The organism is Desulfonatronum sp. SC1, from assembly GCF_003046795.1.
In the GTDB taxonomy this organism is placed as follows: domain Bacteria; phylum Desulfobacterota; class Desulfovibrionia; order Desulfovibrionales; family Desulfonatronaceae; genus Desulfonatronum.
In genome coordinates, this window is record NZ_PZKN01000044.1 from 1 (window position 1) to 23,386 (window position 23,386).

The 23,386-nt window shown below is 59.6% G+C and carries 20 protein-coding genes; 11 read left to right on the plus strand and 9 right to left on the minus strand.

All coding sequences use genetic code 11. The annotated features are described in order from the left end of the window. The coding region (locus C6366_RS17055; protein ID WP_107740144.1) for a PEP/pyruvate-binding domain-containing protein at positions 1–2,637 on the plus strand (2,637 nt) is incomplete at its 5' end. 15 nt (positions 2,638–2,652) lie between these two features. Here the strand turns inward: C6366_RS17055 and C6366_RS17060 are convergent. Further along, the gene (locus C6366_RS17060; protein ID WP_146164900.1) at positions 2,653–3,333 is read right to left on the minus strand and encodes a hypothetical protein; all 681 of its coding nucleotides are present in this window, start codon (positions 3,331–3,333) and stop codon (positions 2,653–2,655) included. 272 nt (positions 3,334–3,605) lie between these two features. On the opposite strand from C6366_RS17060, the gene C6366_RS17065 reads away from it, so the two are divergent. Both C6366_RS17065 and C6366_RS17070 read left to right on the plus strand, forming a co-directional pair. Next, positions 3,606–5,465, plus strand: a complete 1,860-nt coding sequence (locus C6366_RS17065; RefSeq protein WP_107740148.1) for an SLC13 family permease — start codon at positions 3,606–3,608, stop codon at positions 5,463–5,465. A gap of 246 nt (positions 5,466–5,711) precedes the next feature. Further along, positions 5,712–6,962 (plus strand): response regulator, encoded by a 1,251-nt coding sequence (locus C6366_RS17070; protein ID WP_107740150.1) that lies wholly within the window; start codon positions 5,712–5,714, stop codon positions 6,960–6,962. Positions 6,963–6,969: 7 nt separating this feature from the next. Here C6366_RS17070 and C6366_RS17075 read toward each other — a convergent pair whose 3' ends face one another. The 8 genes from C6366_RS17075 to C6366_RS17110 all read right to left on the minus strand — a co-directional run bounded on the left by C6366_RS17075 (position 6,970) and on the right by C6366_RS17110 (position 16,226). Next, complete coding sequence (locus C6366_RS17075) at positions 6,970–7,329, minus strand: response regulator (RefSeq protein ID WP_107740152.1); 360 nt, start codon at positions 7,327–7,329, stop codon at positions 6,970–6,972. Next, complete coding sequence (locus tag C6366_RS17080) at positions 7,307–9,079, minus strand: PAS domain-containing sensor histidine kinase (RefSeq protein WP_107740184.1); 1,773 nt, start codon at positions 9,077–9,079, stop codon at positions 7,307–7,309. The genes C6366_RS17075 and C6366_RS17080 overlap by 23 nt, the downstream gene beginning before the upstream one ends. Beyond that, positions 9,069–10,325 (minus strand): response regulator, encoded by a 1,257-nt coding sequence (locus C6366_RS17085; RefSeq protein WP_107740155.1) that lies wholly within the window; start codon positions 10,323–10,325, stop codon positions 9,069–9,071. The genes C6366_RS17080 and C6366_RS17085 overlap by 11 nt, the downstream gene beginning before the upstream one ends. A gap of 9 nt (positions 10,326–10,334) precedes the next feature. Further along, complete coding sequence (locus C6366_RS17090; protein WP_107740157.1) at positions 10,335–12,992, minus strand: PEP/pyruvate-binding domain-containing protein; 2,658 nt, start codon at positions 12,990–12,992, stop codon at positions 10,335–10,337. A gap of 176 nt (positions 12,993–13,168) precedes the next feature. Beyond that, a complete protein-coding gene (locus C6366_RS17095) occupies positions 13,169–13,894 on the minus strand; it encodes a hypothetical protein (RefSeq protein WP_107740159.1) in 726 nt (241 codons plus the stop codon). A gap of 2 nt (positions 13,895–13,896) precedes the next feature. Beyond that, the gene (locus tag C6366_RS17100) at positions 13,897–15,177 is read right to left on the minus strand and encodes a sulfite exporter TauE/SafE family protein (protein WP_107740161.1); all 1,281 of its coding nucleotides are present in this window, start codon (positions 15,175–15,177) and stop codon (positions 13,897–13,899) included. Between the two features lie 67 nt (positions 15,178–15,244). Further along, positions 15,245–15,631, minus strand: coding sequence for a response regulator (locus C6366_RS17105; protein ID WP_107740163.1), 387 nt, complete (start codon positions 15,629–15,631; stop codon positions 15,245–15,247). Positions 15,632–15,650: 19 nt separating this feature from the next. Next, complete coding sequence (locus C6366_RS17110; RefSeq protein WP_158269842.1) at positions 15,651–16,226, minus strand: TetR/AcrR family transcriptional regulator; 576 nt, start codon at positions 16,224–16,226, stop codon at positions 15,651–15,653. A gap of 271 nt (positions 16,227–16,497) precedes the next feature. On the opposite strand from C6366_RS17110, the gene C6366_RS17115 reads away from it, so the two are divergent. The 8 genes from C6366_RS17115 (at position 16,498) to C6366_RS17150 (ending at position 23,170) form a co-directional block, all read left to right on the plus strand. Then, positions 16,498–16,872: a dinitrogenase iron-molybdenum cofactor biosynthesis protein gene (locus C6366_RS17115; RefSeq protein ID WP_107740167.1), complete on the plus strand. Its 375-nt coding sequence runs from the start codon at positions 16,498–16,500 to the stop codon at positions 16,870–16,872. Positions 16,873–17,144: 272 nt separating this feature from the next. Beyond that, entirely contained in the window at positions 17,145–17,525 is a 381-nt protein-coding gene (locus C6366_RS17120) for a response regulator (RefSeq protein WP_107740169.1), read from the plus strand. Between the two features lie 125 nt (positions 17,526–17,650). Continuing rightward, a complete protein-coding gene (locus C6366_RS17125) occupies positions 17,651–18,220 on the plus strand; it encodes a hypothetical protein (RefSeq protein ID WP_107740171.1) in 570 nt (189 codons plus the stop codon). Between the two features lie 76 nt (positions 18,221–18,296). Then, positions 18,297–19,766 carry an SLC13 family permease gene (locus tag C6366_RS17130; RefSeq protein WP_107740173.1) on the plus strand — a complete coding sequence of 490 codons (1,470 nt, stop codon included), beginning with the start codon at positions 18,297–18,299 and terminating at the stop codon, positions 19,764–19,766. A 318-nt stretch (positions 19,767–20,084) separates the two neighbouring features. After that, positions 20,085–20,627 carry a response regulator gene (locus tag C6366_RS17135; protein ID WP_158269843.1) on the plus strand — a complete coding sequence of 181 codons (543 nt, stop codon included), beginning with the start codon at positions 20,085–20,087 and terminating at the stop codon, positions 20,625–20,627. Next, a complete protein-coding gene (locus tag C6366_RS17140) occupies positions 20,612–21,181 on the plus strand; it encodes a CBS domain-containing protein (RefSeq protein ID WP_146164901.1) in 570 nt (189 codons plus the stop codon). The genes C6366_RS17135 and C6366_RS17140 overlap by 16 nt, the downstream gene beginning before the upstream one ends. A gap of 56 nt (positions 21,182–21,237) precedes the next feature. Then, positions 21,238–22,704 carry an SLC13 family permease gene (locus C6366_RS17145; protein ID WP_107740180.1) on the plus strand — a complete coding sequence of 489 codons (1,467 nt, stop codon included), beginning with the start codon at positions 21,238–21,240 and terminating at the stop codon, positions 22,702–22,704. Between the two features lie 82 nt (positions 22,705–22,786). Further along, a complete protein-coding gene (locus tag C6366_RS17150) occupies positions 22,787–23,170 on the plus strand; it encodes an SgcJ/EcaC family oxidoreductase (RefSeq protein WP_107740182.1) in 384 nt (127 codons plus the stop codon). The last annotated feature ends 216 nt before the right edge of the window (positions 23,171–23,386 follow it).

The following is a 23,386-nucleotide window of genomic DNA, read 5'->3' on the forward strand; positions in this document are numbered from 1 at the left end:
TTCGATTCCCCCCCTCCGCCCTCGACCATGCCCACCACCATCTCCCGGCTCCTTGAGCAATTGCCCACGTCTGCCCGCAAACGGGAAGAAGCCATATCCCGTATCGTGGAGGATCTGCCCGGACTGAGGCAGGCCTGGGAACGGCTCGCCAACGCGGATGCCGAGTTCCTGAGCCGCGTCGCGGAATGCGAACTCGCCCAGCAAGACGCCTCCCCGCCGACCATGACCGCCCTGCGGGTCCAGAGCACCCGCATGTGCGTCTCGATCTCCACCATGCTGCGCTGCGCCCGGGAAATGAGCACACGGGACGTGAGCGGCATCGAGGGACCGTTCCGGAGCTTGGCTCGAACCATTCACCTTGCCACCGCACCTCCAGGGCCTTCGGAAGCCCCGGAGTTGGTCGTTCCCCTCTCCCTGGTGAACGTAGAAAGCGCCCTAATCGTGGGATACAAGGCAGCCCTGCTGGGGGACGTTCGGCGGCTTCATCCGAGCTCAAACGTCTCGGGATGGCGGGTTCCAGACGGATTCGTGATCACCGCCGAGGCCTACCGGCTGTTCATGGCTCACCAGGGTTTGGCGGACGAAATCAATCGGCTTCTGCAAATCCACGAAAGCGCCACGCTGGTGGATCGGTTGCGGCTCAGTTCGGAACTGCAACAACGCATCATCACCGCCCCGCTACCGGATCGATTGCTAACGGAGGTCCGGGCCGCGTACCGTGAGCTGGAATCCGCCGCCGGACACCGCGGCGTGCGCGTCGTCCTGTGCCCCAGCTGCGTCGGGGAGGCCCCTCCGGAACGCTCATTCACCGGGCAGCACCGCACCGAAGTAAATGTGGGCGAAGACCTGTTACTCATGGCCTACAAGGAGGTCCTGGCCTCCCAGTACGGTCCCGCGGCCATGAGCCACCGCCGAATTCGAGGCTTGCGGGTCGAGGATCAGCCCATGGCCGTGGTCTGCTCGGCCATGGTGGACACCATGGCCGCCGGACTGATCGTCACCCGGCATCCCGCGGCGTCGGCGTCCTCCTTACTGCACGTCCTCGCGGTCCACGGTTTGGCCAAGGCCCTTTCCGAGGGCTATGCCGAGCCGGACGAATGGGAGGTGTCTCGCGAATCGCCGCGTATCGCCGCGCGGCGAATCGCCGCCAAACCGGAACGGTTCGTGGCCTTTCTCGCCGAGGAGGGGGTTTCTCTCTTGGCCAACCCGCCTTCGATGCGCGACCAGCCCGCCCTGGAAGACGAGCGGATTGTGGACTTGGCCCGGCTGGGCATGGAGTTGGAAGCCCATTGCGGCGGTCCGTTGCGCATAAAGTGGGCCCTGTCCAAGGACGGTGAATTCTTTATTCAACAGCTCCGGCATGTTCTCTATGCCTCATCTCCCGGAGCGCCGCCTGGTCCGTCGGAGGCTCCTGGGCCACGCTCAGTCCCGGCCACCAACAAGGAAACCGTTCTGGTTCGAGGAACCGAGACGGCTTGTCCGGGCCTGGGCGGTGGGCGGGTCTTCGTCGCGCACACCAATAACGACCTGCTGCACATTCCGGAAGGAGCGGTCCTGGTCGTCGCCCGCCCCTTGCGGCGCTGGTCCGGAATTTTACCTCATGTCGCCGCGGTGGTGGTCGAAACTGGCGGCGTGTTCAGCCACCTGGCCTCCATCGCTCGGGAATTTAGGATTCCCGCGCTCTGCGGCGTCCACAACGCCACCGCCCTGCTACAAAGCGGACAAGATGTCGTCGTCGACGCGACCAACCGCAACGTACTCGCGCGCTCTTCGTCACAGCTCGCACCCTCTCACGGAAGCGAGCCCCTGGATCATTCCGCTCGACATCCCGGTCAATCGGCAACCCCTGTTCACGCTACCTTGGCCTCGATACTGCGTCAGGTGGGGCCTTTGAGCCGGGTCAACCCTTTGGACCCGCGCATCGTACCGGACAACATTCGGAGTCTCCGGGACGCGGCCCAAGCCTGTCGGCTGCTGGCTTGCCGCCAAATCCTGAAGCTGTCTCATGCGCCTGGCCTGCTCCGGCACCTGACGGTCCGGCATCCGCTGAATTGGTGGGTCCTGGACCTGGACGATCCGCGCCTGGAAAAGCAGGCGGGCCGCCCGTCCCCTCCGGAGCCTCAAGCACCGGTACTCCATCCGGTCTTGTACCCAATGCTCAACGCCGTCTGGACGGGCATCGCCCGAGCGGACTGGACCCTTTACGCTAATTCTCCCCGCCAATTCCGCCTCTTCCGGTTCATTCGTCGCCTGCGGGCCGCGGTCCGCCCGCTTTCAGCACCCCGCCCGCGAATATTCATCCTTTCCGGAAGCACAACCCTGCTCAACCTCTCCCTGGAGCGGGCCCTGTTCACCATTCAGGTCCATGAGACGTCACCAACCCGGAACGCCCTGAGCTTTCTGTGGCAATGGTTCCCACCCTGGACCCCGCTCCCGGACGTGCAACGCATAGTGGTCAACGCGATCCGGCCTCGTGGCTTCTTCGTGGAACTCGCCCCGGACGGCTTGTGCGTTTGGTCCACGGGGCAGAATCCGTCGGAGCTGCGGCGTCGCGCGGCCTTTCTCGGAGCTCTGATCGCGTTTGTCCAACGCCCAAGCGCAGCCCAAAATCTCGACTTCGACGATTCGATATCTTGAGTGAGCCGATGGAGTTCAGATACCCCCTCGGTCTTCGACGAGTTCCATCGGCAGCTCCAGCGTGAGGCCCGTCCCATCGGAAGCGAACACCAGACGGGCCTGAAGACGTTGAAGAAGCAGTGGCAGGGCCGGATCGGAAGATTGCGTCCCGGCTGCCTCATTGTCCTCGTTCATGGACAACCGAACGCGAACCCCTTCGGCATCCGACTCCAGCCGGAGCCGCAAGACGCCTTTGGAAATTCCGGAGCCAAACAGAACGTTCATCGCGCAAAACAGCAGATGCAGCAACTCAAAAGGTCTGGTCCGGATGGTCACGCATTCAGCACCCGACTCCACGAGCACGGTCGCCCCCTTGCGCCGCGCCAGCCTCGCGGATATCTCTCCAAACAGCTTCAGAAAGTCCGCGATGTCCACGGCCCCAACCGGACTGTCGGCCGTATGGGCAAAGGTATTGAAGCGTCGGACCACCGCATCCGCCTTGGTCACCTGATCTGCCACGTCCTGGACCACCTTGCTCAGGCGCTTTCGGTAGGCTGGGCCATCATCGGCGTCCATGGCCAGCATGTCCCCCAGCAACCCATTTTGTTCGTTGATGATTGCCAGGTGGTTCTTGATTTCATGCGTAACACTGGCCGAAATCGCCGCGAAAAAACCCAGTTCCTGACCATAAAGCCGCTTCCATTCTTCGCGCCGCATGTGCCCTCGCTTTGTGGAAAGAAGTTGTCCATCCGTCTTCATCCCGCGCCTGTCTCCGGAGCGTTCGGCGGCGAGGCATGCCGCCGAACGCTCCACCCTTAACCAAACAAAACCGCCGCTAATCGAGATCAGGTCGACACATCCCGGACCATGAGCTACACGAAAAGCTTCCTCCTGCCCGGACTCCTCTCTAATGGCCCCGGATCACTGCCCGGATCGTCGGCGGAAAGGTCGGCCAAGGAAGCGAATCATCTTCAACAAGCGGGGAGCGCATGGCTGAAACGATTCCATTGACTCCGGAAATGCTTTGGGTCCTGGGGATCCTCGGCTTGACCGTCGTCCTGTTCATCTCCGAAGTGGTCCGGGTGGACGTGGCCGCGGTGACCATCATGATGATCCTCGGGGTCATGGGCCTGATCCCCGGCGTACCCGCCCTGGTTCCCGGCGACCAGTTGTTCCGGGGCTTCGCCAGCAACGCGGTGATTTCGATCATCGCCGTGATCATCTTAGGCAAGGCCCTGGACAAAACCGGCCTGATGAACAAGCTGGCCTCCCTGATCCTGCGCGTCGGCGGCCAGACCGAACGCCGGATCGTGCCGGTCATCTCCGGCACGGTGGGCGTGGTCTCCGGGTTCATGCAGAACGTGGGCGCGGCGGCCCTGTTCATGTCCGTGATCAAGCGCATCGCCATGCGCACCGGCCTGCCCATGTCCCGCCTGCTGATGCCCATGGGCTTTTGCGCCATTCTCGGCGGAACCCTGACCATGATCGGCTCCAGCCCGCTGATCCTGCTCAATGATCTGATCGCCACCTCCAACCGGATGCTGCCCGAAGGCATCGCCCCCATGCGCACCTTCGCCATCTTCGATGTAACTCCGGTGGGCGTCGCTTTGATTCTGACCGGCATCGTCTATTTCGTGCTCCTGGGCCCCTACGTTCTGCCGACAAAAAAAGGGCAGGATCAGGAAGTTTCCACTGTGGAGTACTTCCGCCGGTTGTACGGCCTTGAGGGTGATATCTTCGAGATCCACGTCTTTGCCGGCAGCCTCCTGGACGGCAAGACCGTGGCCGACGCCGAAAGCCTGTTCGGCAACCGGGTCGCGGTCATCGGCCTGTACCAGAACCGGGATCTGCGCATCGCGCCGGCCCACGACATCGTCATCCAGGCCGGTTCCCAGATCGGATTGCTGGGGGCGCGCAAGGACATCGGCGACGTCTGTCAAGAGATGGACCTGCAATGTTCGGGCATGCTCACCCACTTCGCCGAGGTGCTTTCCGCGTCCCAGGCCGGAATTTCCGAGGTGGTCGTCCCACCGCGCTCCAACCTGATCGGCAAGACCTTCCAGGACGTCCGGATGCGCAAGACCCACGGCATCTCGGTTCTGGCCGTGAACCGCGCCGGAAAAGTCATCCGCGGCAACCTGCGGGACCTGCCTTTGCAAACCGGAGACACGTTGGTGCTGCACAGCCTCTGGGAAGATCTGGCCGCCCTGGAGAAGAACCCGGACTTCGTGGTGGTCACCTCCAACTTTCCCCATGAGGTGATCCTGCACGAAAAAATGCCCCACGCCCTGGCCATTTCCCTGATCACCATGGTCTTGGTGCTGTTCAGCGACCTGCGGCTGTCCGTCTCCCTGATGGCCGGGGCCGCGGCCATGATCGTCAGCGGCGTGCTGACCATGGACGAGGCGTACAAGAGCGTGAGCTGGCAGTCGGTCTTTCTGCTGGCCAGCCTGATCCCCCTGGGCATGGCCGTGGAATCCACGGGCACCGCTGCCTGGATCGCGGTGCAGACCTTGAACCTGCTGGGCGACGTTCCGATCTGGGTGCTTCAGGCCGCGGTGGCCGTGCTCAGCACGGCCTTCACCCTGCTGATGTCCAACGTGGGGGCCACGGTTCTGCTGGTGCCCCTGGCCGTGAACATCGCCGTGCTGGCCGGGGCCGACCCGGCCATGTTCGCTCTGACCGTGGCCATCAGCACGTCCAACTCGTTCCTGATCCCCACGCACCAGGTCAACGCGCTGATCATGGGCCCCGGCGGCTACCGCAACGCCGACTTCATGCGCGCCGGAGGGATCATGACCGTACTGTTTCTGGTCGTATCCCTGACCGTGCTCAACCTGCTCTTCTAACCAAGTGTTGAAAAATCCTTATCTTGCTGTCCGTTTATAAAACCCAAGTGCGAGGAGCAAAAAAAGCTACCCGGACACGTCCTGTGTCCGGCCCTCACGGGCTGTGGCTTCGCCACATTTTCGATTTGCCGTCCTGGCAATCGAATCAAGGTCGAAGCGTTTTCCTTTACACGTGAGAGCTTGAACATTTTGCCGCGACGCGGCAATTGAGATTTTTTTACGGACAGCTAACCGTGAGGTCAGACCATGCCCATCTTGACCATGTACAGCGCCGCCTATTGCCAAGAGCAGGAAGTGGCCCTCGCCGTTGCCGAAGCCCTATCCCTGAAGGTCTTGGAAGATCGCCAGATTATCGCCGAGGCCTCCTCGACCTACGGCCTGCCGGAAAACAAGTTCTACCGAGCCCTGTTCGGCAAACCGTCCGTGTTCAATACTTTCACCCGGGAACGGGAACGCTGCGCCAGTTGCTACAAGGCCGCGGTCGCCCGGCATCTGCTCAAGGACGACCTGCTGCTCCTGGGCCTGGCTGGCTCCCTGGTTCCCAAGACCATGACCCATGTGCTCAAGGTCTGCCTGACCGCGGACGAGGCCTTTCGGCTCCAGACCGCGGCCCGGTCCCACCACCTGGACCCCAAGGCCCTGGCCAAGTTGATCGCCCAGGAGGACGAAGCCCGGACCCGCTGGACCGACTACCTGGCTCAAAAAGATCCCGGACGCTCCTCGCCCTGTGACATCCTGATCCCCATGGACGCGACCCCGGTCCAGGACGCCGCGGACCTGATCCAGGACCGGGCACGGCGCGCGGTAACCCTGCCCACGCAGGAATCCTCTCAGGCGGCGACGGACTTCGCCCTGGCCGCCAGGGTCGAAGCGGCCATGGCCGTCAAGGGCCATGTTCTCCGGGCAGACGTGAAGCTGGGCCGGATCGTGCTGCATGTGGACAAAAACGTGGTTCGACCGGAGCGGCTGGAAGAAGAGCTGAGAACCATCGTCCGCGACGAGGCTGGAGATGCCTCGTTGGAAATCAACCTTGGTCCGGACCTCTACCGGACCGACGTCTATCGCCCCTTTGACTTTGAAAACCCGGCCAAGGTGTTGGTGGTGGACGATGAACGGGATTTCGCCGTGACCCTGTCCGAGCGGCTCAAGATGCGCGAAATGGGCGCGGCCGTGGTCACCAGCGGGGAACAGGCCCTGCAAGTTGTCGAGGAAGACGAGCCCGAAGTGATCCTTCTGGATCTGAAAATGCCCGAAATCCACGGCATGGACGTCCTCCGTATGATTCGTCAAGGCCACCCCCATGTGCCGGTGATCATCCTTTCCGGGACGGGAAATGAGGAAGATTTTCAAACCTGCCTGAACCACGGGGCCTTCGCCTGCCTGCAAAAACCCGTGGATTTCAAGGAACTCACCGAAACCATCCGGCGGGCTTACGCCACTCTGGACTCCACCCGCGAGCCCCGGACTCCCGGCGCCTGCTGCCCCAAGGAAATGTGACGCGCCGCTATCGTCCCTCGGCCAACAACTTGTGAATATTCTGAATCAGAACCTCAATTTTCAACGGCTTGAGCAGATACAACGCCCCCGCACGGGTTCCGGCCTGAAAGTCCCGCTCAGAGGTGTGACCGGTCAGAAAGACGCAACGCATTCGCGGATGCAAAACGTGGAGTTGGTCCCACAGTTCCAGGCCGCTCACGTGGGGCATCTTCACGTCCAGCACGGCCAGGTCGTAGTCATTTTCCCCGGCCATGCGCAGGGCCTGCTCCCCGGTGGTGGCGTAGTCCGCGATGATGCCCCGGATCGCCAGCCGTTCAGCCAAGGCGGAAACAAGCTCCAATTCATCATCCACAAGCAGAATTCGCACCTTCTTTCTCCTTTTGAGCATGAGCCACCGGCAGGGTTATCGTAAACGTAGTCCCCCGCCCCACCTCGCTTTGAACCTCAATCGTCCCGCCCAGCTTCTTGACCAGTCCGTAAGTGATGGACAGCCCCAACCCCGTGCCGTGTTTCGGCTTGGTGGAAAAGAAGGGTTCGAAGATCCGCTTCATGTTTTCCGGGGAAATGCCGCACCCGTTATCCGTGATGGCGATCCGGACCTCCGAAGGCTCGGGAACGCTCAGGACAATGGCGATCCTTCCTCCGTCCCGGACCGCGGCGAAAGCGTTGTTCACGATGTTCAGCAGCACCTGCTGCAACTGCCCCTTGTCCGTGACGACCTCCGGAACAATTTCCGGAACGTCCAGGCTGACCTCGATGGCCCGGTACTGGGCCTCCTTGTCCAGAAAGCCCAGGACGTCCCGGACCGTTTGGACCACGTCCACCCGCTCCAACTGTACGTCCACATGCCGGGCAAAGCCCAGCAGCCGATGGGTAATGGCGCTGCAGCGCTCCACGGACCCGAGGATGGACTCCACCAGCGACAGCAGTTTCTTGTCCTGACCGTATTTATCGGAAAAGGAAAAGAGATCCTTGATCAGACCGGCCTTTTCATTGATCACGGCCAACGGATTGTTGATCTCATGGGCCACTCCGGCGGCCAAACGACCAATGGAGGCCATCTTGTTGGTGTGCTCCATGTTGTGCAGGGCGATGGAACGTTTCATGTCCGCATCGTGAATCCGCCGCACCAGCATAGTGGCCGATGTCAGGATGACCGCAACGATACAGGTCACGCTTATCAACAGAAAACCAAGCATTTCCAGTCTCAACAGCCACCAGTTGCGCATCATTTCCTGCTGTTGCTTGACCACCATGAAAATAAACGGGGATTTTTCCACATAAACGTATCCTAGATAGGCCGGATTATTTCGTGTATCCTCGATCTCAAGAATGACCGGAACCTCCGAGTACGGAGGAACAGGATATGGAATCTCGTTCAACACATCGCCATGAGAAAAGCTGAGGGTTTGCAGAACGCCTTGTCGATTGACCAGGAACGCGTCCGTCGTGGCTCTCAAATTCAAGGACTGCACCAGATTGAAGAACTGTTCCGTGTCGATGGTCGCTCGAAGAATCATGATCGTGCCGTCGTAACAAATCCGCTTCACGGCGATCACGAAATGCGGCACGTCCCGAAACCCGAGGAAAACGTCGCTGATGAACACTCGTCGATCCATGACTTCGGTGAACCAATCCTGCTCGGAATAGTCCTTGCCCTTCAGATCGAACGGCCCGACATAGGCCAACTGTTTCCCGTGTCCGTCAATCAAACCGACATCCACGAATCCACCAAAAGACGCCTTCATATTGTGGTAGAGTTCATGGAGAAAAAAATCGTCGGATAATTCTTCGAACGAATGATCAGCCACGATGAATTCGAGCACTGCCTGACGTTGTTGCAGAAAAGACGCCAGACTCAGCTTGGTATTGGAAAGCAGGCTGTTGATCGGATAGACGAAATCCGCACGCATAGCTCTGCGGTTCAGGTTGTAGTCCATGAACGTGATCACCAGCAACGGAACCACGGATACCGTGGTCACCAGAAGCACCACCAGTTTCCAGATCCGTCGATAGTTGAACTTTTCTCCTTCGGTCCCGGGCTCCGGAGGATCGGCGGCGTCCCAGAACGTCGGCTTGAAGCGCTCCCACAGCGCGACGAGGGCGTTACGCGCCATTTTCATGCTCGCCCGGATGTGTTGTCCGGGGCTGTTCCTCTTCCCGGACGCGGGCCTGCTCCAGGAGTCGAGTCAAAACGTCGATATCCACCGGCTTTTGCAGGTAGGCGAAGGCTCCGGCGTCCAAACAGTTACGTTCATCTTCCTTGGAGCCGTGGCCGGTAAGAATGATCACCTGGATCTGGGGATGCGCGGCCTTGACCCGGCGCAGAACCTCCAAACCGTCTATTCCGGGCATTTTCAGGTCGAGGACCATCACATCCGGCTCGTCCTCTTCCACGAAGGCCAAGGCCTGCTCCCCGTCATACACCACCGCGGAGCCGATTTCCCGCATCAAGAGCCGCTCGGACAAGGTATGTACGAACTCTCGTTCGTCATCCACCAGCAACAGTTTTTTTCGTTGTTCGGGCTGATGTTGTCGATACATGGTCTTCTGGTAGAATTCCGGGCTCAGGTTGACGATCACTTCCCCGACTCCAGCAACTCCGGCAACGATGTCCCGCAGTTCCTCTTCCAGCTTGGAGAGCATGATCACGTTCTGGGTTATGAGCAGTTCAATCCGGTCGCCGACCGCCTTGACCTGGGCCGTGTGCCCTTCTTCGGCCAGGGCCAGTTCCACCGCGGCCTGAAGCTGAAAATCCGTGAGCGCCTTGCGGGACAAATCGTCGGGTTGGAGCAGATCCTTGCGGGAGTGCTCCACAATGGCGGCCGCGGCCTCTTCCACGCTTTTACGATCCATGGGCAGGACCAGGTCGTACAGGGTATGGTCCCAGGGCTCCTTGCGGAGCAGTTCCCCGGTCCAGACCGCCCGAACACGGTCGTCCCCGGTCACCCGTTCCCGGGCCAGGTCCATGGAAAGCCCCAGGTCGGCCATGGCCCGCTCCACCCGAAATCCGAAATCCGCGATCAGGCAGACGTGAAAGACGTGGTTCACGGACCGGGGCACCAGGTGAGCCAGGAAACCCGAACAAAGAACCTTGTCCAGTGCCAGATCCACCAGCTTGTCGGCCAGCGTCCGGCGGACCATGGTCAGATGACGTCGCTTTTCAACGGCAAAAAAAGCCCCGCTGCGCTTCCCCTGGAACAAGGACCGCTCCAGGGCCAGGGCCTGCACCCCGAACCGGGCCTGGGTCAGTTCCAGCAGCTTCGGATCGTCCAGCACCACCGCGCCGACCCGCTGGGCGACCAGCTCGACAATTTCTTTTTCGTGACAGAAGCTTCCGTAAAAAATACTGATGATGCCCATGGCCTCGCCTTATTGAGATTGGAGATCCAATGTCCGATTCAGGACGCAACGTCCATCCTGGACCATGCCCCCGATGTCCGCGCACAGCATGCCCCGATAATAGGACACCTGATCCGGATTGAGCATGATCATGTCCAATTGCCGGGTATGGATGGTCAGATAACCGAGAATCCGTAAAGCCGCCAATGTTTCCTCCAGGGGACGACCGCTGATCCGGGCGATGAGCATGTCCTCATGGGACTCGATTTCAAAGCCTTGCTCCTCCAGCACGGACGCGATGAACCGGGTGCGCATGACCCGACGCCGCAAGTCCGCGGCTCCCCCCTTGAACGAAAACCGGGCGTAGTTCTCGTAGGCCGGATCCCCCACCAAGGTCTCCACCGTGGAGAAATGAAAGCCCATCCTGGAGGTAAGGTTACAGAAATATTTGGAAATCATGAAGTAATTACGCTGGGAGTACTCCGAGGCCCCGTCCGAGTTGAGGTTCGGGTTGGAAGCGGCCTGCAGCATCACGGACATGAACCCCCTGCCGTCCACGGCCGGAGGCCCGGCCCAGGGCTTGGCCGTGATCCCTGTCCACAGCGCCAGCATGGGCAGGGACACGATATTGGAGATGTGCACATGCGGACCGGTCACCGGCTCCCGGAACCCGTCCTCCAGGTCCAACACCCACCACTGCATGGGCACGTCCACCACCAGTCGCTTGCCGGCCCGCCGGACCAGGGCCGTCTCCTGCCCAAAGGAGAACATCTCCCGGACGCTCATTTCATGGCAAAAGCGGGTGATGTCGTGCAGGGTGCGGCAATTCCCGGCCTTGAAATCCGGACCGTCCGGGTCGGTCAGGTTCAGCGGCGTGATCAGCCGGGCCACCTCCTTCAGGGTTTCATGGACCGGCGTCCCCTCCATCAGTCCCTTGCGAGGCCGCTGCTGGGCCAATAGCCGCTCCACCCGGCCTGAATGCACCCGGTGCATTTCGGCGTCCAGGGTGACCTCGTCTCCGGCCTTGAGTTTTTGCGTTGCCTCGGGAACGTTGAACAACGCCGGAACCCCGAACTCCCGGGCCACGTTGGCCAGATGCCCGGTGATCCCTCCGGTTTCGGTGATCACGGCCGCGGCCCGGGGCAGCAGCGTGGCCCAGCGAGGATGGGCCCGCACGGCAACCAGGACCGCGCCCGTTGGAAACCGCAGTATATCGTCATTGGCCCGGACCACGAAGACCGGCCCCGCGGCAATGCCGGGACTGGCCATATCTCCGCCTTGAAGCACCACGTCATCCGGCGCCGTTTCGCCGGTCGCATCTCCATTCGAGGCAACGACTTCCGCGCCCCCCTCTTGCGGCAGTTGCATCAACGGGCGGCACTGCACGATCACCAGACGGCCTTCTTCGTCCAGCACCCATTCCACGTCCACCGGCGTTTGAAACCCCTCTTCCAGTCGCCTGGTCGCCCGGGCCACCTGGGTGACCATGGCCCGATCCAGGGAAGGAAGGCGTCCCTCGTCCGGATCGAGGTCAACGCGGGTCACGCCTTCCTCGGGCAGACATTGAAATTTCTCCGTCTTCTCCGCCACCACTTCCTTCAATATCCGCTCCGGATCGGTCCGGGAGACGACCCACAGATCCGGAGTCACGCTGCCGTCCACCACGGCCTTGGGTAGGCCGGGCACGGCGTTAACCAACAGCGCGTCCGCACGAATGTCCGTCGGACTCCGGGAGTAGGCCACCCCACCGGCCCGGGCGTCCACCATGGCCATGCACCCCACGCACATGGGCACGTCCTCGTCCTTGATGCCCCGGTTCAAACGGTAGGAAATGGCGGTCACGGAATACTTTCCGGCCAAAATTTCCTTGAATGAAGCCAGCAGGTTGTTTGGATTGACGTTCAGCTCCGACCGATACTGGCCGGCGAAGGACGCTCCGGAAGCGTCCTCTCCAACGGCGCTGGAACGCAGGGAAACCTTGACTCCGGCGCGGGTTCGCGCCTCCAGCCGACCGTACGCCGCCTCGATGGTTCGCCGCAAATCCGCGGGAATCTCGGCGTTGATGATCGCCAACTGAATCTCCGAACTGACCCGGTACAAGGCTGAAGGGTCTTCCATTTCCGTGGACTGGAGGCGACGGTCGATCTCCTTTTGCAGCGTGGTGTGGACCATGAACCGCTCGTATCCGGTGGCGGTGACGACAAACCCGTGGGGAATGCGCAGGTCCGGGAAGCGCTTCAGAATTTCACCGAGATTGGCCATCTTGCCGCCCACGGCGTCGGCCATTTCCTTGTCCACCGCCTCCAGATCCAGGACGAAGTCCGTGACCGGACTGACACGGCGTCGCTCCAGAATCTCACGGATATCGGCGCGGATCTTCCGGAAGGCCGGCTCCAGATCCGCGTATCCGCCACCCGCCAGTTCCCGGAGGTTCTTGACGATGGAATAAACGTCCACGGTGACCGCGGTGCTCCGGGACCGGACAAAGACCATGCCGAAGCTGTGCATGCCATTCAGAGCCTGGTCCAACTCGGTCATCACCCGCAAGGCTTGGTTGTTGGCTTCCAAAAGCCGCTTGAAGGAATTGTACTTGCCCTTGAAAAGAGCGATCACCGCCGCGGCCTCGGCCTCGTCGATCGCCGGAGTCCGGCTGAACAGGCGTTTGATGCGGGTGAGCAGTGAGGGCATGGGGGGTGTTAGGATTCAACGGTTCACGGTTCTGGGGTTCAGCGGTTGCATGATGCAAAAACAAAACTCGTTGTTCAGGATTTAAAAAAAGGGAGTACTTGCCATCCAGAGAGATGAACGGCCAGGGGCCCACGGCAACCGTTGAACCGTGAACCCCTGAACCGTGAACCCGTCCCTTACACTTCCTTCTTCTTCCCGGCCTTCATCTTCATGCCGATCCCTTCGAACAAATACAGGATGGCCATGCCCCACCACAGGGTGTAGATGACGTAAAAGACCAGGCTGAAGGTCAGGATGCCCGCCTTGGAGCGGGCGCTTTCGGGAACAATGCCGTAAAAATTGTAGCCCACTTCCACGGACTTGGAAACCACCTCGGCCACGTGCTTGGCGTCCGCGAAGCGCTCCTGATGGTTCATCTCGTTTTCCAACCCCTTAAACAGCCGATACCAGACATACATCAGTTCCCGGGCTTCGTCCTCGCCGTAGCCGTACCGAGCCCCCACGTTCCGGCCGTCGTTGTGGAACATGTCCCGTGAATCCGTGATAGCGGCCTGGATCATCCGACCCAGGTCTCCTTCGACGTGTGCGGTGGCCCCATCCAGGGAGACTCCAACCCGCGCGGACTGAAGCATGGCCTGGGCCATCACGGCCCGACGTTCGTTGCCCGCATCCAGGCTGGCCTTGAAGGTTTTGCCCAGGAACGCTTCATTTTTCTCTTCCATCTGCTCCATGAAGTAAGCCGAGCCCTTGGAAATGGAGTTGAACAGGTTGTCCGCGGCGTGGAAGGCGTTGGTCTTGTCGTCCTCCAGGCCGGGAAACAACGGCGACCACATCAATCCGAAGATGAGGAAAAAACTGGCGGCCAAAAACAGCCCGGTGCTCAGTTCCTTTTTGTTGATCATGACTATTCCTCCCCTTTCAGGGTCTTCATGTTCGTGAAGAACATGTAGAAGACCCACGCGGCGAAGATGCCGATAATGATGAAGAACAAGACGTTGCCCGTGGCGCTGAGCGCCTTGCCCATGCCCTTGGAGATGTTCAGATAGCCCATGTCGCCCATCTTCTCCGGCAACACGAAGAGCCGGTTGATGAACCCGCCCAGGATGGTCGTGGCGTAAAAGCCGCGGATGTAGATGCCCTTGACCACCTTGGTGGTCATGGCCCCGATCTGGATGCCGATCAGGGAGCCCAGCAGCATGCCCATGGCCAGGGTGTAGAAAATGAACCCGTAGATGGCGTACTGGGCGATGGAGGCGTAGCCCGCCGTGAAGATGATCTGCAAAATGTCCGTGCCGATGGTGGTGAAGGAGGACACGCCCATCAGGTAGACGAAGATGGGGAAGGTCAGGAAGCCGCCGCCCACGCCCATGATCGCCGAGACGAAGCCGACCACCGCGCCGCAGATGGCCACGAACCAGGCTGAAAGCTGCTTGCCGCCGGGGACCAGATCCTGGTCAAAGGAGATCATCGGCGGGATCTTCATGGCCTGAATCTTCGCGGCCACCCCCGGCCCGCTGGGCGCTGAGCCGTGCGCCTCATGGCCGCCGCTACCGCCGTGGACGTCCACGATGTCCACCTTGCGCGCCCGCAGGAAGTCCAGCATGGCGTAGGAGCCCAGAAAGCCCAGCAGCACCACGAACATTACGCTGATGAACGTGTCGCTGAGGATCGGGTTGATTTCATACAACGTTCTGTTGACCACGCCGCCGCCGGTCACGCCAAAGCCCGCGCCCACCAGAAAGGCCACGGCCAGGGCCACGGAGACGTTGCCCAGCTTCCTGTGGATCACGGTGCCCATGATCGCCTTGGCGAAGATGTGGAACAGGTCCGTGCCGACTGCAAGGATGCCCTTGATCCCGGCGCTCATCAGGGCCGGGGTGATAATAAAGCCGCCGCCGGCCCCGATGCATCCGGTGATCAGTCCGGCGAACATGCCGATCAAGATCGAAATGTAAAAAATAAAGGGGGAATAGAAGCTGGGCATGTAGGAATACTTCCCGCCCAGCATTTCCGGCAGGTCCGCATGGGAAAGGCCCATGCCGACGGCACAGGGAATAAGCAGGAGCATCAGAATGAACATCCGCTTCCTGCTCCTGAGAATGTTCATGGACGTATCATAGTCCCACTTGGCGTATTGGACCGCCCCGAGGTGCATCATGGCGGCCAGATTTCTGAAAAATCGCATTTTTGGATTCCTCCAGGGAAGAAGTTCTTATGAGGTGGACGATCCCCGAACAGAGCGAGCGTGTTGGCTATCCTTGTCTTGCCTCACCCCCTTTGTCTCGGCTCCGGATCGCTTCGGAGACCTTGTCCAGCAGTTCATCGATGGGACAGGGCTTCATCATGTAGTCGAACGCCCCGAGTTTCATGCCCTCATCCGCGGTTTCCAGCGTGGCGTGCCCGGTGAGCATGATCACGGGAACCTCGGAATTGATGCGCTTCAACTCCCGCAACGTGGACACTCCGTCCATGCCCGGCATGCTCACGTCCAATACCACGGCGTCAAAATGCCCGGCCCGCATGGCTTCCAACGCCTTCTCCCCGGATTCCACGCCTTCGGCCGCGATGCCGCGCAGCCGCAGCCGCGTGATGACGGTCTCCAGGAAGGACAGTTCGTCGTCGATCAAGAGAATGTGCATGACGCCTCCTCGGGTTTGCTCAGCGCGGTTCCAACATCTTGCGGCAGGAGTCCATGATCTCGACGTAAAAGGACTCCACGGGATAAAGGTTGAACAGCTTGAACCGAATAATGCCCACCACCATGGCGAAAAGAATGACCGCGGTGCGAAACGGCTTGCATTCCCGGATGGTGCCGTCCCCCTGACCCTTTTCAATGCCTTCGATGAACAATTCCAGGAAGCTGTTGTAGATTTCCTCGATGCACTTGCGGCAGTCCGGATTCACGGAGGCGAGTTGGTAGGGGTAGTTGCGAAAAAGAAGCAGAAATTCAAACTCCATGGTTTCCGAGAGCGTAAAAAACAGGTGCACCGCGTGCTCCACCAGTTCCATGCCGGTCCCCTGCTTTTCGATGTTCTCCGAAACTTCCCGAAGAATATCCTTCTTCACCTTGATCAGCAGTTCGATCAGGATGCCTTCCTTGTTCTTGAAGTGGTGAAAAATTGTTCCCTCGGCGGCCCCGCTGAGCTTGGAGAGATCGGCGATGGAGGTATCCTTGAATCCGCGCTCGGCGAACAGCTTTGACGCCGCGTTCAGGATTTCGATGCGATAGGACACGGTGAACTCCTTGATTTGATAAATTTAGAACAAGCTCCCGAGTGAGTACTCGGTCAGTTCGATTCGGCCTTATCGATTTCAAAAAAATATGTCAAGCATCAATACCCACCGAGCGGATGCCCTAAGAAAACTTCTCTCGAGCGGCCGACATCAGCGGCGTTCCGTCGGCTTGTCGAAACCATCGCCCAAAGGTAAAGGACTGGCTGGCTCAGCCGAGCAATCAACCTTTCCCCCAATCTCCCCAGGCCCTTCGGGCCATTGGAAACCGCCCATGAAACGCAAGAGTTCCAACCCAAGCAGCATTGCCAAGCCCCAAAAAATCATGGTCGTCCTGCATGAGGACGACGTGGCTCCCCGGTTCGACCTGGCCCTGGGATTGTTCATCGCCGAGTTCGCTCCCGACGGAAGTAAAATCATGGAAAAAACCCTTGTCCTACCGCATCCGTCGGCAGAGGACCTTTGCCGCCTGATTCTCACCGAAAAGATCACCGTGCTCATCTGTGGCGGAATCGAACAGGAATACTTCGACTACCTGACCTGGAAAGAAGTCCGGGTCATCGATTCCGTCATCGGCGACTACCAATGGGCCGTGCGCCGTTGGCTGGAGAACCACCTCCAGCCCGGCGACATTCAGCGTCCAGCCTGACACCAGTCCCCTCATCACCATCCCATCCGATTCAAAATGATTCAACCAGAAACACTCTGGCTGATTCATCTTGCTCCAAAATGAAACTACCCGACCAGCTTTCTTTCTCATCTTGTTGATATCATTGATTGTTAATTCTGGCACATGATTTGCTCAACTCCTCGTATTCCGGGTCACGGCCAAGCACTTCCGGGGACGTCCATCCAGGAGATCCACACTCGCGAGGCCGTTGTTCGGCCTCGATTCAGGAGTCGTCGGTCAAAGGAGAATCAATGTGCCTACTTGTCATCGAGACCGATCATCTCGTTCGCGACAATCTGACCCACCACCTGCGCCAGCGGGGTTTCACGGTGCGTACGGGGCAAAACAGAGCGAGCGTTGCGCGCATTCTGGAAGAGTGCGTCGTCGAGGTGGCCCTGCTCGGCCTGGAGGGAGTCGGACGCGAGGGACTAGAGTTCCTGCGGGATATCCGCGCGGCAAGTCCCATGACCAGGGTCATCCTGATGACGCCCCCGGACTGTCTGCACTACGCCATCGAGGGCATGAAAATGGGCGCTTTTGACGATGTCCCGGTACCGTACGACATCGACCTGCTCTGCGCGAAGATCCGGCGGGCCGCTTCGCAAGGAGCCAGACGCACAAAACCTCCCTGATTTCGGAAAAGCGGCTAAGTAATGCGATCAATTCCGCGTTCATCGCGGGCGACCGAGATGCAAAACCACGCAACCCGCCGTAACGCCGAGGCGTGAACGACGATGTAACCAAGGAGGAAAACCGAGTGAACACCACATTTACCATTCGCGAACTGATGCGTCCGGTGGAGCAATTTCCACGCATTTCCGACCGGTCTTTTTTTCATGAAGCCATGCTGGCCCTGCAAAAAGCCGACGAGGCGTTTCAATCCGGAAATGCCAGGCAGCGCATCCTGCTGGTGGAAGACGAAGCGGGAAGGATCATCGGCAAGGTCACCCCCATGGACGTGGTCCGGGGACTGGAGCCCAAGTACGACAGGGTCGACAGTTTCAGCGACGACATCCGCTACGGCGTGCCCCAGGTCGTTCAGTCCATGAAGGAGGAACTGCGCCACTGGCAGGAACCGCTTGACGATCTGTGCCGCAAGGCCGCGGAAGTCCGGGTGGCAGCCTTCATGAACAAACCGGAGCCGAACCAGATTGTGAACATCGACGAGAAGATGGACAACATCCTGCACACCTTCGTCACCTCTCGCCGCAATTCCTTGTTCGTCGCGGAAAACAACGCCATCATCGGCCTGTTGCGCTTTTCCGACCTCTATGCGGCCATCCGCGAGGTCGTCCAGGCCTGTGGACTCAAGGCGTCCGCGGCATAACCACTCGTGCCGCGACGATGTCACCGGCGGAAGTTCAAAACACAACCAATCCCTCATTTCTTAAGGAGCAAGAGCCGTGAGCACCATACAGGCAACACCATCCAAGATCGATTTCAAACGGCTGTTTTTTCTCTTTCTCGGCCTGTTTCTGTTTACCGTGGTCTACTACGCCCCGCCCTGGCCCGACGCCATGGACCCCATGGGCAAATCCTTTGTTCTGTCCAAGGAAGGCAAAGCTGCTATAGCCCTGTTCCTTCTGGCCGGAACCTGGTGGGTGTTCGAGGTTCTGCCCATCGGCGTAACCGGGCTGACCATCGGCGTGGTCCAGGCCCTGTTCTTCATCCGCCCGGCCAGCGCGGCGTTCAAGGATTTCATGGACCCCGCGGTGCTGTTCATTTTCGGCTCCCTGGTCATCGGGATGGTCTTCACCAAGGTGGGCATCACCAAGCGCATGGCCTATAAAATGCTTTCCATCGTGGGCGAGCGGACCTCCATGATCTACCTGGGCTGTTTCGTGGTCACGGCCCTGCTGACCCATGTCATGGCCCACACAGCGGTGGCCGCCACCATGTATCCACTGCTGCTGTCCATCTACGCCCTGTACGGCGAAGGGGACAAACCCACCAAGTTCGGCAAGGGCCTGTTCATCGGCATGGCCTTCATCGCCGGCGCGGGCAGCATCATCACTCTGCTCGGCGCGGCCCGGGGCATCGTGGCTCTGGGGTTTTACAACGAGATCACCGGAAACGAGATCACCTTCTTTGAGCTGACCTACTACATGGCCCCGGTGGGCTGGCTGATGGTCTTCACGCTCTGGGGCCTGATCATGGTCCTCTTCAAGCCGGAAAAATCCAGCATTGTCGGCCTGCGGGAAAAGGCCAGGCAGCTCAGCCGAGAAATGGGACCAATCACGCGCAATGAAATCATCTCCGGGTCCATCATTCTCTCAGTCATCGTCTTTCTGTCCCTGCAGTCCTTCATCCCGGTCCTGGGCCAGTTCAACAAGGCCGCGGTGCTGCTGGTCTCCACGGTCCTGTTCTTCATCCTGAAGATTCTGGACATCAAGGATCTGGAAGACATCCCCTGGAACATCGTCCTGCTCTTCTCGGGGGCCATGAGCATGGGTTTCTGCCTGTGGCAAACCGGGGCCGCCGAATGGCTGGCCATCAACTGGCTGGGCTTCTTCCAGAACGCCCACTGGTTCATCTTTATCCTGGCCATGGCCTTCTTCGTGATGGTCATGACCAACTTCATCATGAACGTGGCCGCCATCGCCATTTCCATGCCCGTGGCCCTGGTGGTCGCGCCATATCTGGGTATGGCCCCGGAGGTCGTCGTCTTCGCGTGCCTGATCACAGCGGGCATGCCTTTCCTGCTCCTGGTGGGCGCGGCGCCCAATGCCATTGCCTACAACTCCAAGCAGTTCACCAGCGGCGAGTTCTTCGCCGCCGGAATCCCGGCCTCCATCCTGCTCATGGCCCTGGTGGCCCTGGCCGTACTGCTGATCTGGCCGTTGCTGGGCATGCCGGTACTGCTCGCCCAATAGTCGTCCAATAGTCCCTCAATCCGCGTCCCCCGGTCCGAAAAACGGACCGGGGGACCACCTATTTCTCCCTATTCCCGCCCCTCGCGCCGACTTTCAACCGAGCGCTCCCCTTCAGATTTGACTCTCTCAAGCCACCTTGATTTACGTGAAAAAAGAAACTATCGGAGAATGTCTCGAAATGAGACTAGCCTTGGGTTGACAATTCGGCACGGCTTTTCGAGGCGAAACAAAATGAAACATCGCAAGTCGAGCCGAATGCGACGGACGCTCATAGCAAGTTGAAGCAGCCATATGAGCGATTCCGGGCCAGGATTCGCAGTGCAACGCAACACCATGGTCAGTCCGATGGAAATCTCCATCGACATGTGCTTTTTTGAACAAACTGTTCCAGGCCCCGTCTTTCAAGGCGATCCGGCCGATGGAGAACCAATGCCCCTGCTTGTCGTCGAATCCGACCAGCTTTTTCGGGACAATCTGGTCCATCATCTCCGCCAGCGCGACTTTACGGTCTATACCGGTGAGAACCTGGACGACGTTTTGCGACTGCTCGGAGAACGAACATTTCGCGTCATTCTGCTCGGCTTGAGCGGAGTTGGCCGGAAAGGACTGGAAATGTTGCGCGCCATCCGCTCGGCCAGCCCGTTCACCAACGTTATCCTGATGACCACCCAGGATTGTTTGCAATACTCCATTGAAGGGATGAAGATGGGGGCCTTTGACGATATTCTGGCCCCCTGCGATATTGATTTGCTGTGTACCAAAATCAAGTTGGCAGAAACCAAACCGCAACCCATATCCCCCGATGATTCGAACACCTGCCGGGGAGGCAAACAGGAGGCTCTCTCGTGGATACGACATTGAAAATCAGCGAAGTCATGCGTCCCGTGGATCAATTTCCGCGGGTTTCCGATCAGTCCTATTTTTACGAAGTCATGCAGGCCCTGGAAAAGGCCAATGAGGAATTTCTGGCGGGCAAGATCAAGCAGCGCATCCTGCTGGTGGAGGACCAGAGCCGGACCGTCGTGGGCAAGATTTCGCCCAAGGACGTAGTCCGCGGGCTGGAGCCGCAATACGACAAGATCGACAGCTTCAAGGACGACATTCGCTACGGCCTGCCGCAGATCGTGGAAACCATGAAGCGGGACTACATGCTCTGGCAGGAGCCACTGAGCGATCTCTGTCGCAAGGCCGGAGAAATCAAGGCCGAGCGGATGATTGCCAAGCCGGGGCCGCTCCAGTCCGTGAAAATCACCGACCGCATGGACAGCGCCTTCCACCTCTTCGTCACCACGGGACACGACTCTCTTTTCGTTATGAAAGACGACAACATCGTCGGCCTGCTGCGCTTTTCCGACGTGTACACGGCCATCTGCAAAGTGGTGCAAGCCTGCGGCCTTAAGCCCTCCCAAGCGTAACCGGCAAGACCCTTCACCAATACAAAATCCCCGAAAACATTTAAGGAGGACGAGGCGTGAGCGCTGCACAAGCAACCCCATCCAAAATTGATTTCAAGAGACTGTTTTTTCTCTTTCTCGGCCTGTTCCTGTTTACAGTCGTCTACTATTCCCCGCCCTGGCCCGACGCCGTGGATCCCATGGGCAAATCCTTCATCCTCTCTCCGCAGGGCAAGGCCGCCTTGGCCCTGTTCCTGCTGGCCGGAACCTGGTGGGTCTTCGAGGTTCTGCCCATCGGCGTGACCGGCCTGACCATCGGCGTGGTCCAGGCCCTGTTCTTCATCCGCCCGGCCCATGACGCCTTCAAGGACTTCATGGACCCCTCGGTCCTGTTCATCTTCGGCTCCCTGATCATCGGCGCGGTGTTCACCAAGGTGGGCATCACCAAGCGGCTGGCTTACAAGATGCTGATTATCGTCGGCGAGCGCACGTCCATGATCTACCTGGGCTGTTTCGTGGTCACGGCCCTGCTGACCCACGTCATGGCCCACACCGCGGTGGCCGCCACCATGTACCCGCTGCTGCTGTCCATCTATGCCCTGTACGGCGAAGGCGACAAGCCCACCAAGTTCGGCAAGGGGCTGTTCATCGGCATGGCCTTCGTGGCCGGCGCGGGCAGCATTGTCACACTCCTCGGCGCGGCCCGGGGTATCGTGGCCCTGGGATTCTACGAGGAAATCACGGGAAAGAGCATCTCCTTTTTTGAATTGACCTTCTACATGTTTCCCATCGGCTGGTTGATGGTCTTCCTGCTCTGGGGCTTTTTCATGATCTTCCTCAAGCCGGAAAAGGCCGTCATTCCCGGATTGCGGGACAAGGCCCGTCAGCTCAGCGCGGATATGGGGCCGATCACCCGCAACGAGATCCTGGCGTCCGTAATCATCTTCGGCGTCATCCTGTTCCTGTCCCTGCAATCCTTCATTCCGGCCCTGGCCCCCTTCAACAAGGCAGCGGTGCTCCTGGTCTCCACGATTCTCTTTTTCGTCTTGCGAATCCTGGACATCAAGGATCTGGAAGACGTTCCGTGGAACATCATCCTGCTTTTCGCCGGGGCCATGAGCATGGGCTTCTGCCTCTGGCAGACCGGGGCCGCGGAATGGCTGGCCATCAACTGGCTGAGCTTCTTCACCGAGGCGCACTGGTTCGTCTTCGTCATGGCCATTGCCTTCTTCGTCATGCTGATGACCAACTTCATCATGAACGTGGCCGCCATCGCCATCTCCATCCCGGTATCCCTGGTGGTCGCCCCCTACCTGGGCGTGGCTCCGGAAGTCATCGTCTTCGCCTGCCTGGTCACCGCGGGCATGCCTTTCCTGCTCCTGGTGGGCGCGGCGCCCAACGCCATCGCTTACAACTCCAAGCAGTTCACCAGCGGTGAATTCTTCGCCTACGGCATCCCGGCCTCCATCATGCTCATGGGCTTGGTCGGTCTGGCCGTGCTGTTGATCTGGCCGCTGCTGGGCATGCCGATCCTGCTGGATTGATCCGGCTGACCGACATCACCCCAACCCTCCCGGTCCGCTTTTCGGGCCGGGAGGCCAACCATAAAAAAATGGAGAACCCTACATGAAGTGCAAGGAAGAAATCAGCGCCCTGTTCGACAAGTGGAACCAAGCGGTCCAAAGCGGCAACCCGGACAACGTAGTGGCCATGTACGCCTTCAACGGCATCCTGCTGCCCACGGTGTCCAACCAGGTCCGCCACAATCACGCCGAAATCCGGGACTACTTCGTCCATTTCCTGGCCAAGAAACCCAGCGGCGTGATCAACGAAAGCAACATCCGGGTCTACGGCGACATCGCCATCAACTCCGGCGTGTACACCTTCACCTTCAGCCCGGACGGGCAGGAACCCTTCTCCGCGACTGCTCGCTACACCTTTGTCTACCAGTGGTTCGGCGACCACTGGCTGATCGTGGAGCACCACTCCTCGGTCATGCCGGAGAAGTAGGAAAAAACTAAAAACGGCCCCGCGAAAGCGGGGCCGTTCTAGCGAGGGGGGATGTGCCATGAGCGGTGGGAAGGATGATGGGAATGATGGGAGGTATGGGAAGAATGGGAACACTGCTCCCAGCGATAACGCTGAAAAGCCAGCCCTCCAGGACACCGCATCATCTCAAGCCCCCCATAATTCCCATCCTTCCCATAACTCCCATACCACCCAACC

What these genes read in the sequence shown, in the direction of transcription:
- C6366_RS17060 (WP_146164900.1), bottom strand. Translation starts at nt 3,333, where the DNA reads ATGCGGCGCGAAGAATGGAAGCGGCTTTATGGTCAGGAACTGGGTTTT.
- C6366_RS17065 (WP_107740148.1), top strand. Translation starts at nt 3,606, where the DNA reads ATGGCTGAAACGATTCCATTGACTCCGGAAATGCTTTGGGTCCTGGGG.
- C6366_RS17070 (WP_107740150.1), top strand. Translation starts at nt 5,712, where the DNA reads ATGCCCATCTTGACCATGTACAGCGCCGCCTATTGCCAAGAGCAGGAA.
- C6366_RS17080 (WP_107740184.1), bottom strand. Translation starts at nt 9,079, where the DNA reads ATGGCGCGTAACGCCCTCGTCGCGCTGTGGGAGCGCTTCAAGCCGACG.
- C6366_RS17085 (WP_107740155.1), bottom strand. Translation starts at nt 10,325, where the DNA reads ATGGGCATCATCAGTATTTTTTACGGAAGCTTCTGTCACGAAAAAGAA.
- C6366_RS17090 (WP_107740157.1), bottom strand. Translation starts at nt 12,992, where the DNA reads ATGCCCTCACTGCTCACCCGCATCAAACGCCTGTTCAGCCGGACTCCG.
- C6366_RS17095 (WP_107740159.1), bottom strand. Translation starts at nt 13,894, where the DNA reads ATGATCAACAAAAAGGAACTGAGCACCGGGCTGTTTTTGGCCGCCAGT.
- C6366_RS17100 (WP_107740161.1), bottom strand. Translation starts at nt 15,177, where the DNA reads ATGCGATTTTTCAGAAATCTGGCCGCCATGATGCACCTCGGGGCGGTC.
- C6366_RS17105 (WP_107740163.1), bottom strand. Translation starts at nt 15,631, where the DNA reads ATGCACATTCTCTTGATCGACGACGAACTGTCCTTCCTGGAGACCGTC.
- C6366_RS17115 (WP_107740167.1), top strand. Translation starts at nt 16,498, where the DNA reads ATGAAACGCAAGAGTTCCAACCCAAGCAGCATTGCCAAGCCCCAAAAA.
- C6366_RS17120 (WP_107740169.1), top strand. Translation starts at nt 17,145, where the DNA reads ATGTGCCTACTTGTCATCGAGACCGATCATCTCGTTCGCGACAATCTG.
- C6366_RS17150 (WP_107740182.1), top strand. Translation starts at nt 22,787, where the DNA reads ATGAAGTGCAAGGAAGAAATCAGCGCCCTGTTCGACAAGTGGAACCAA.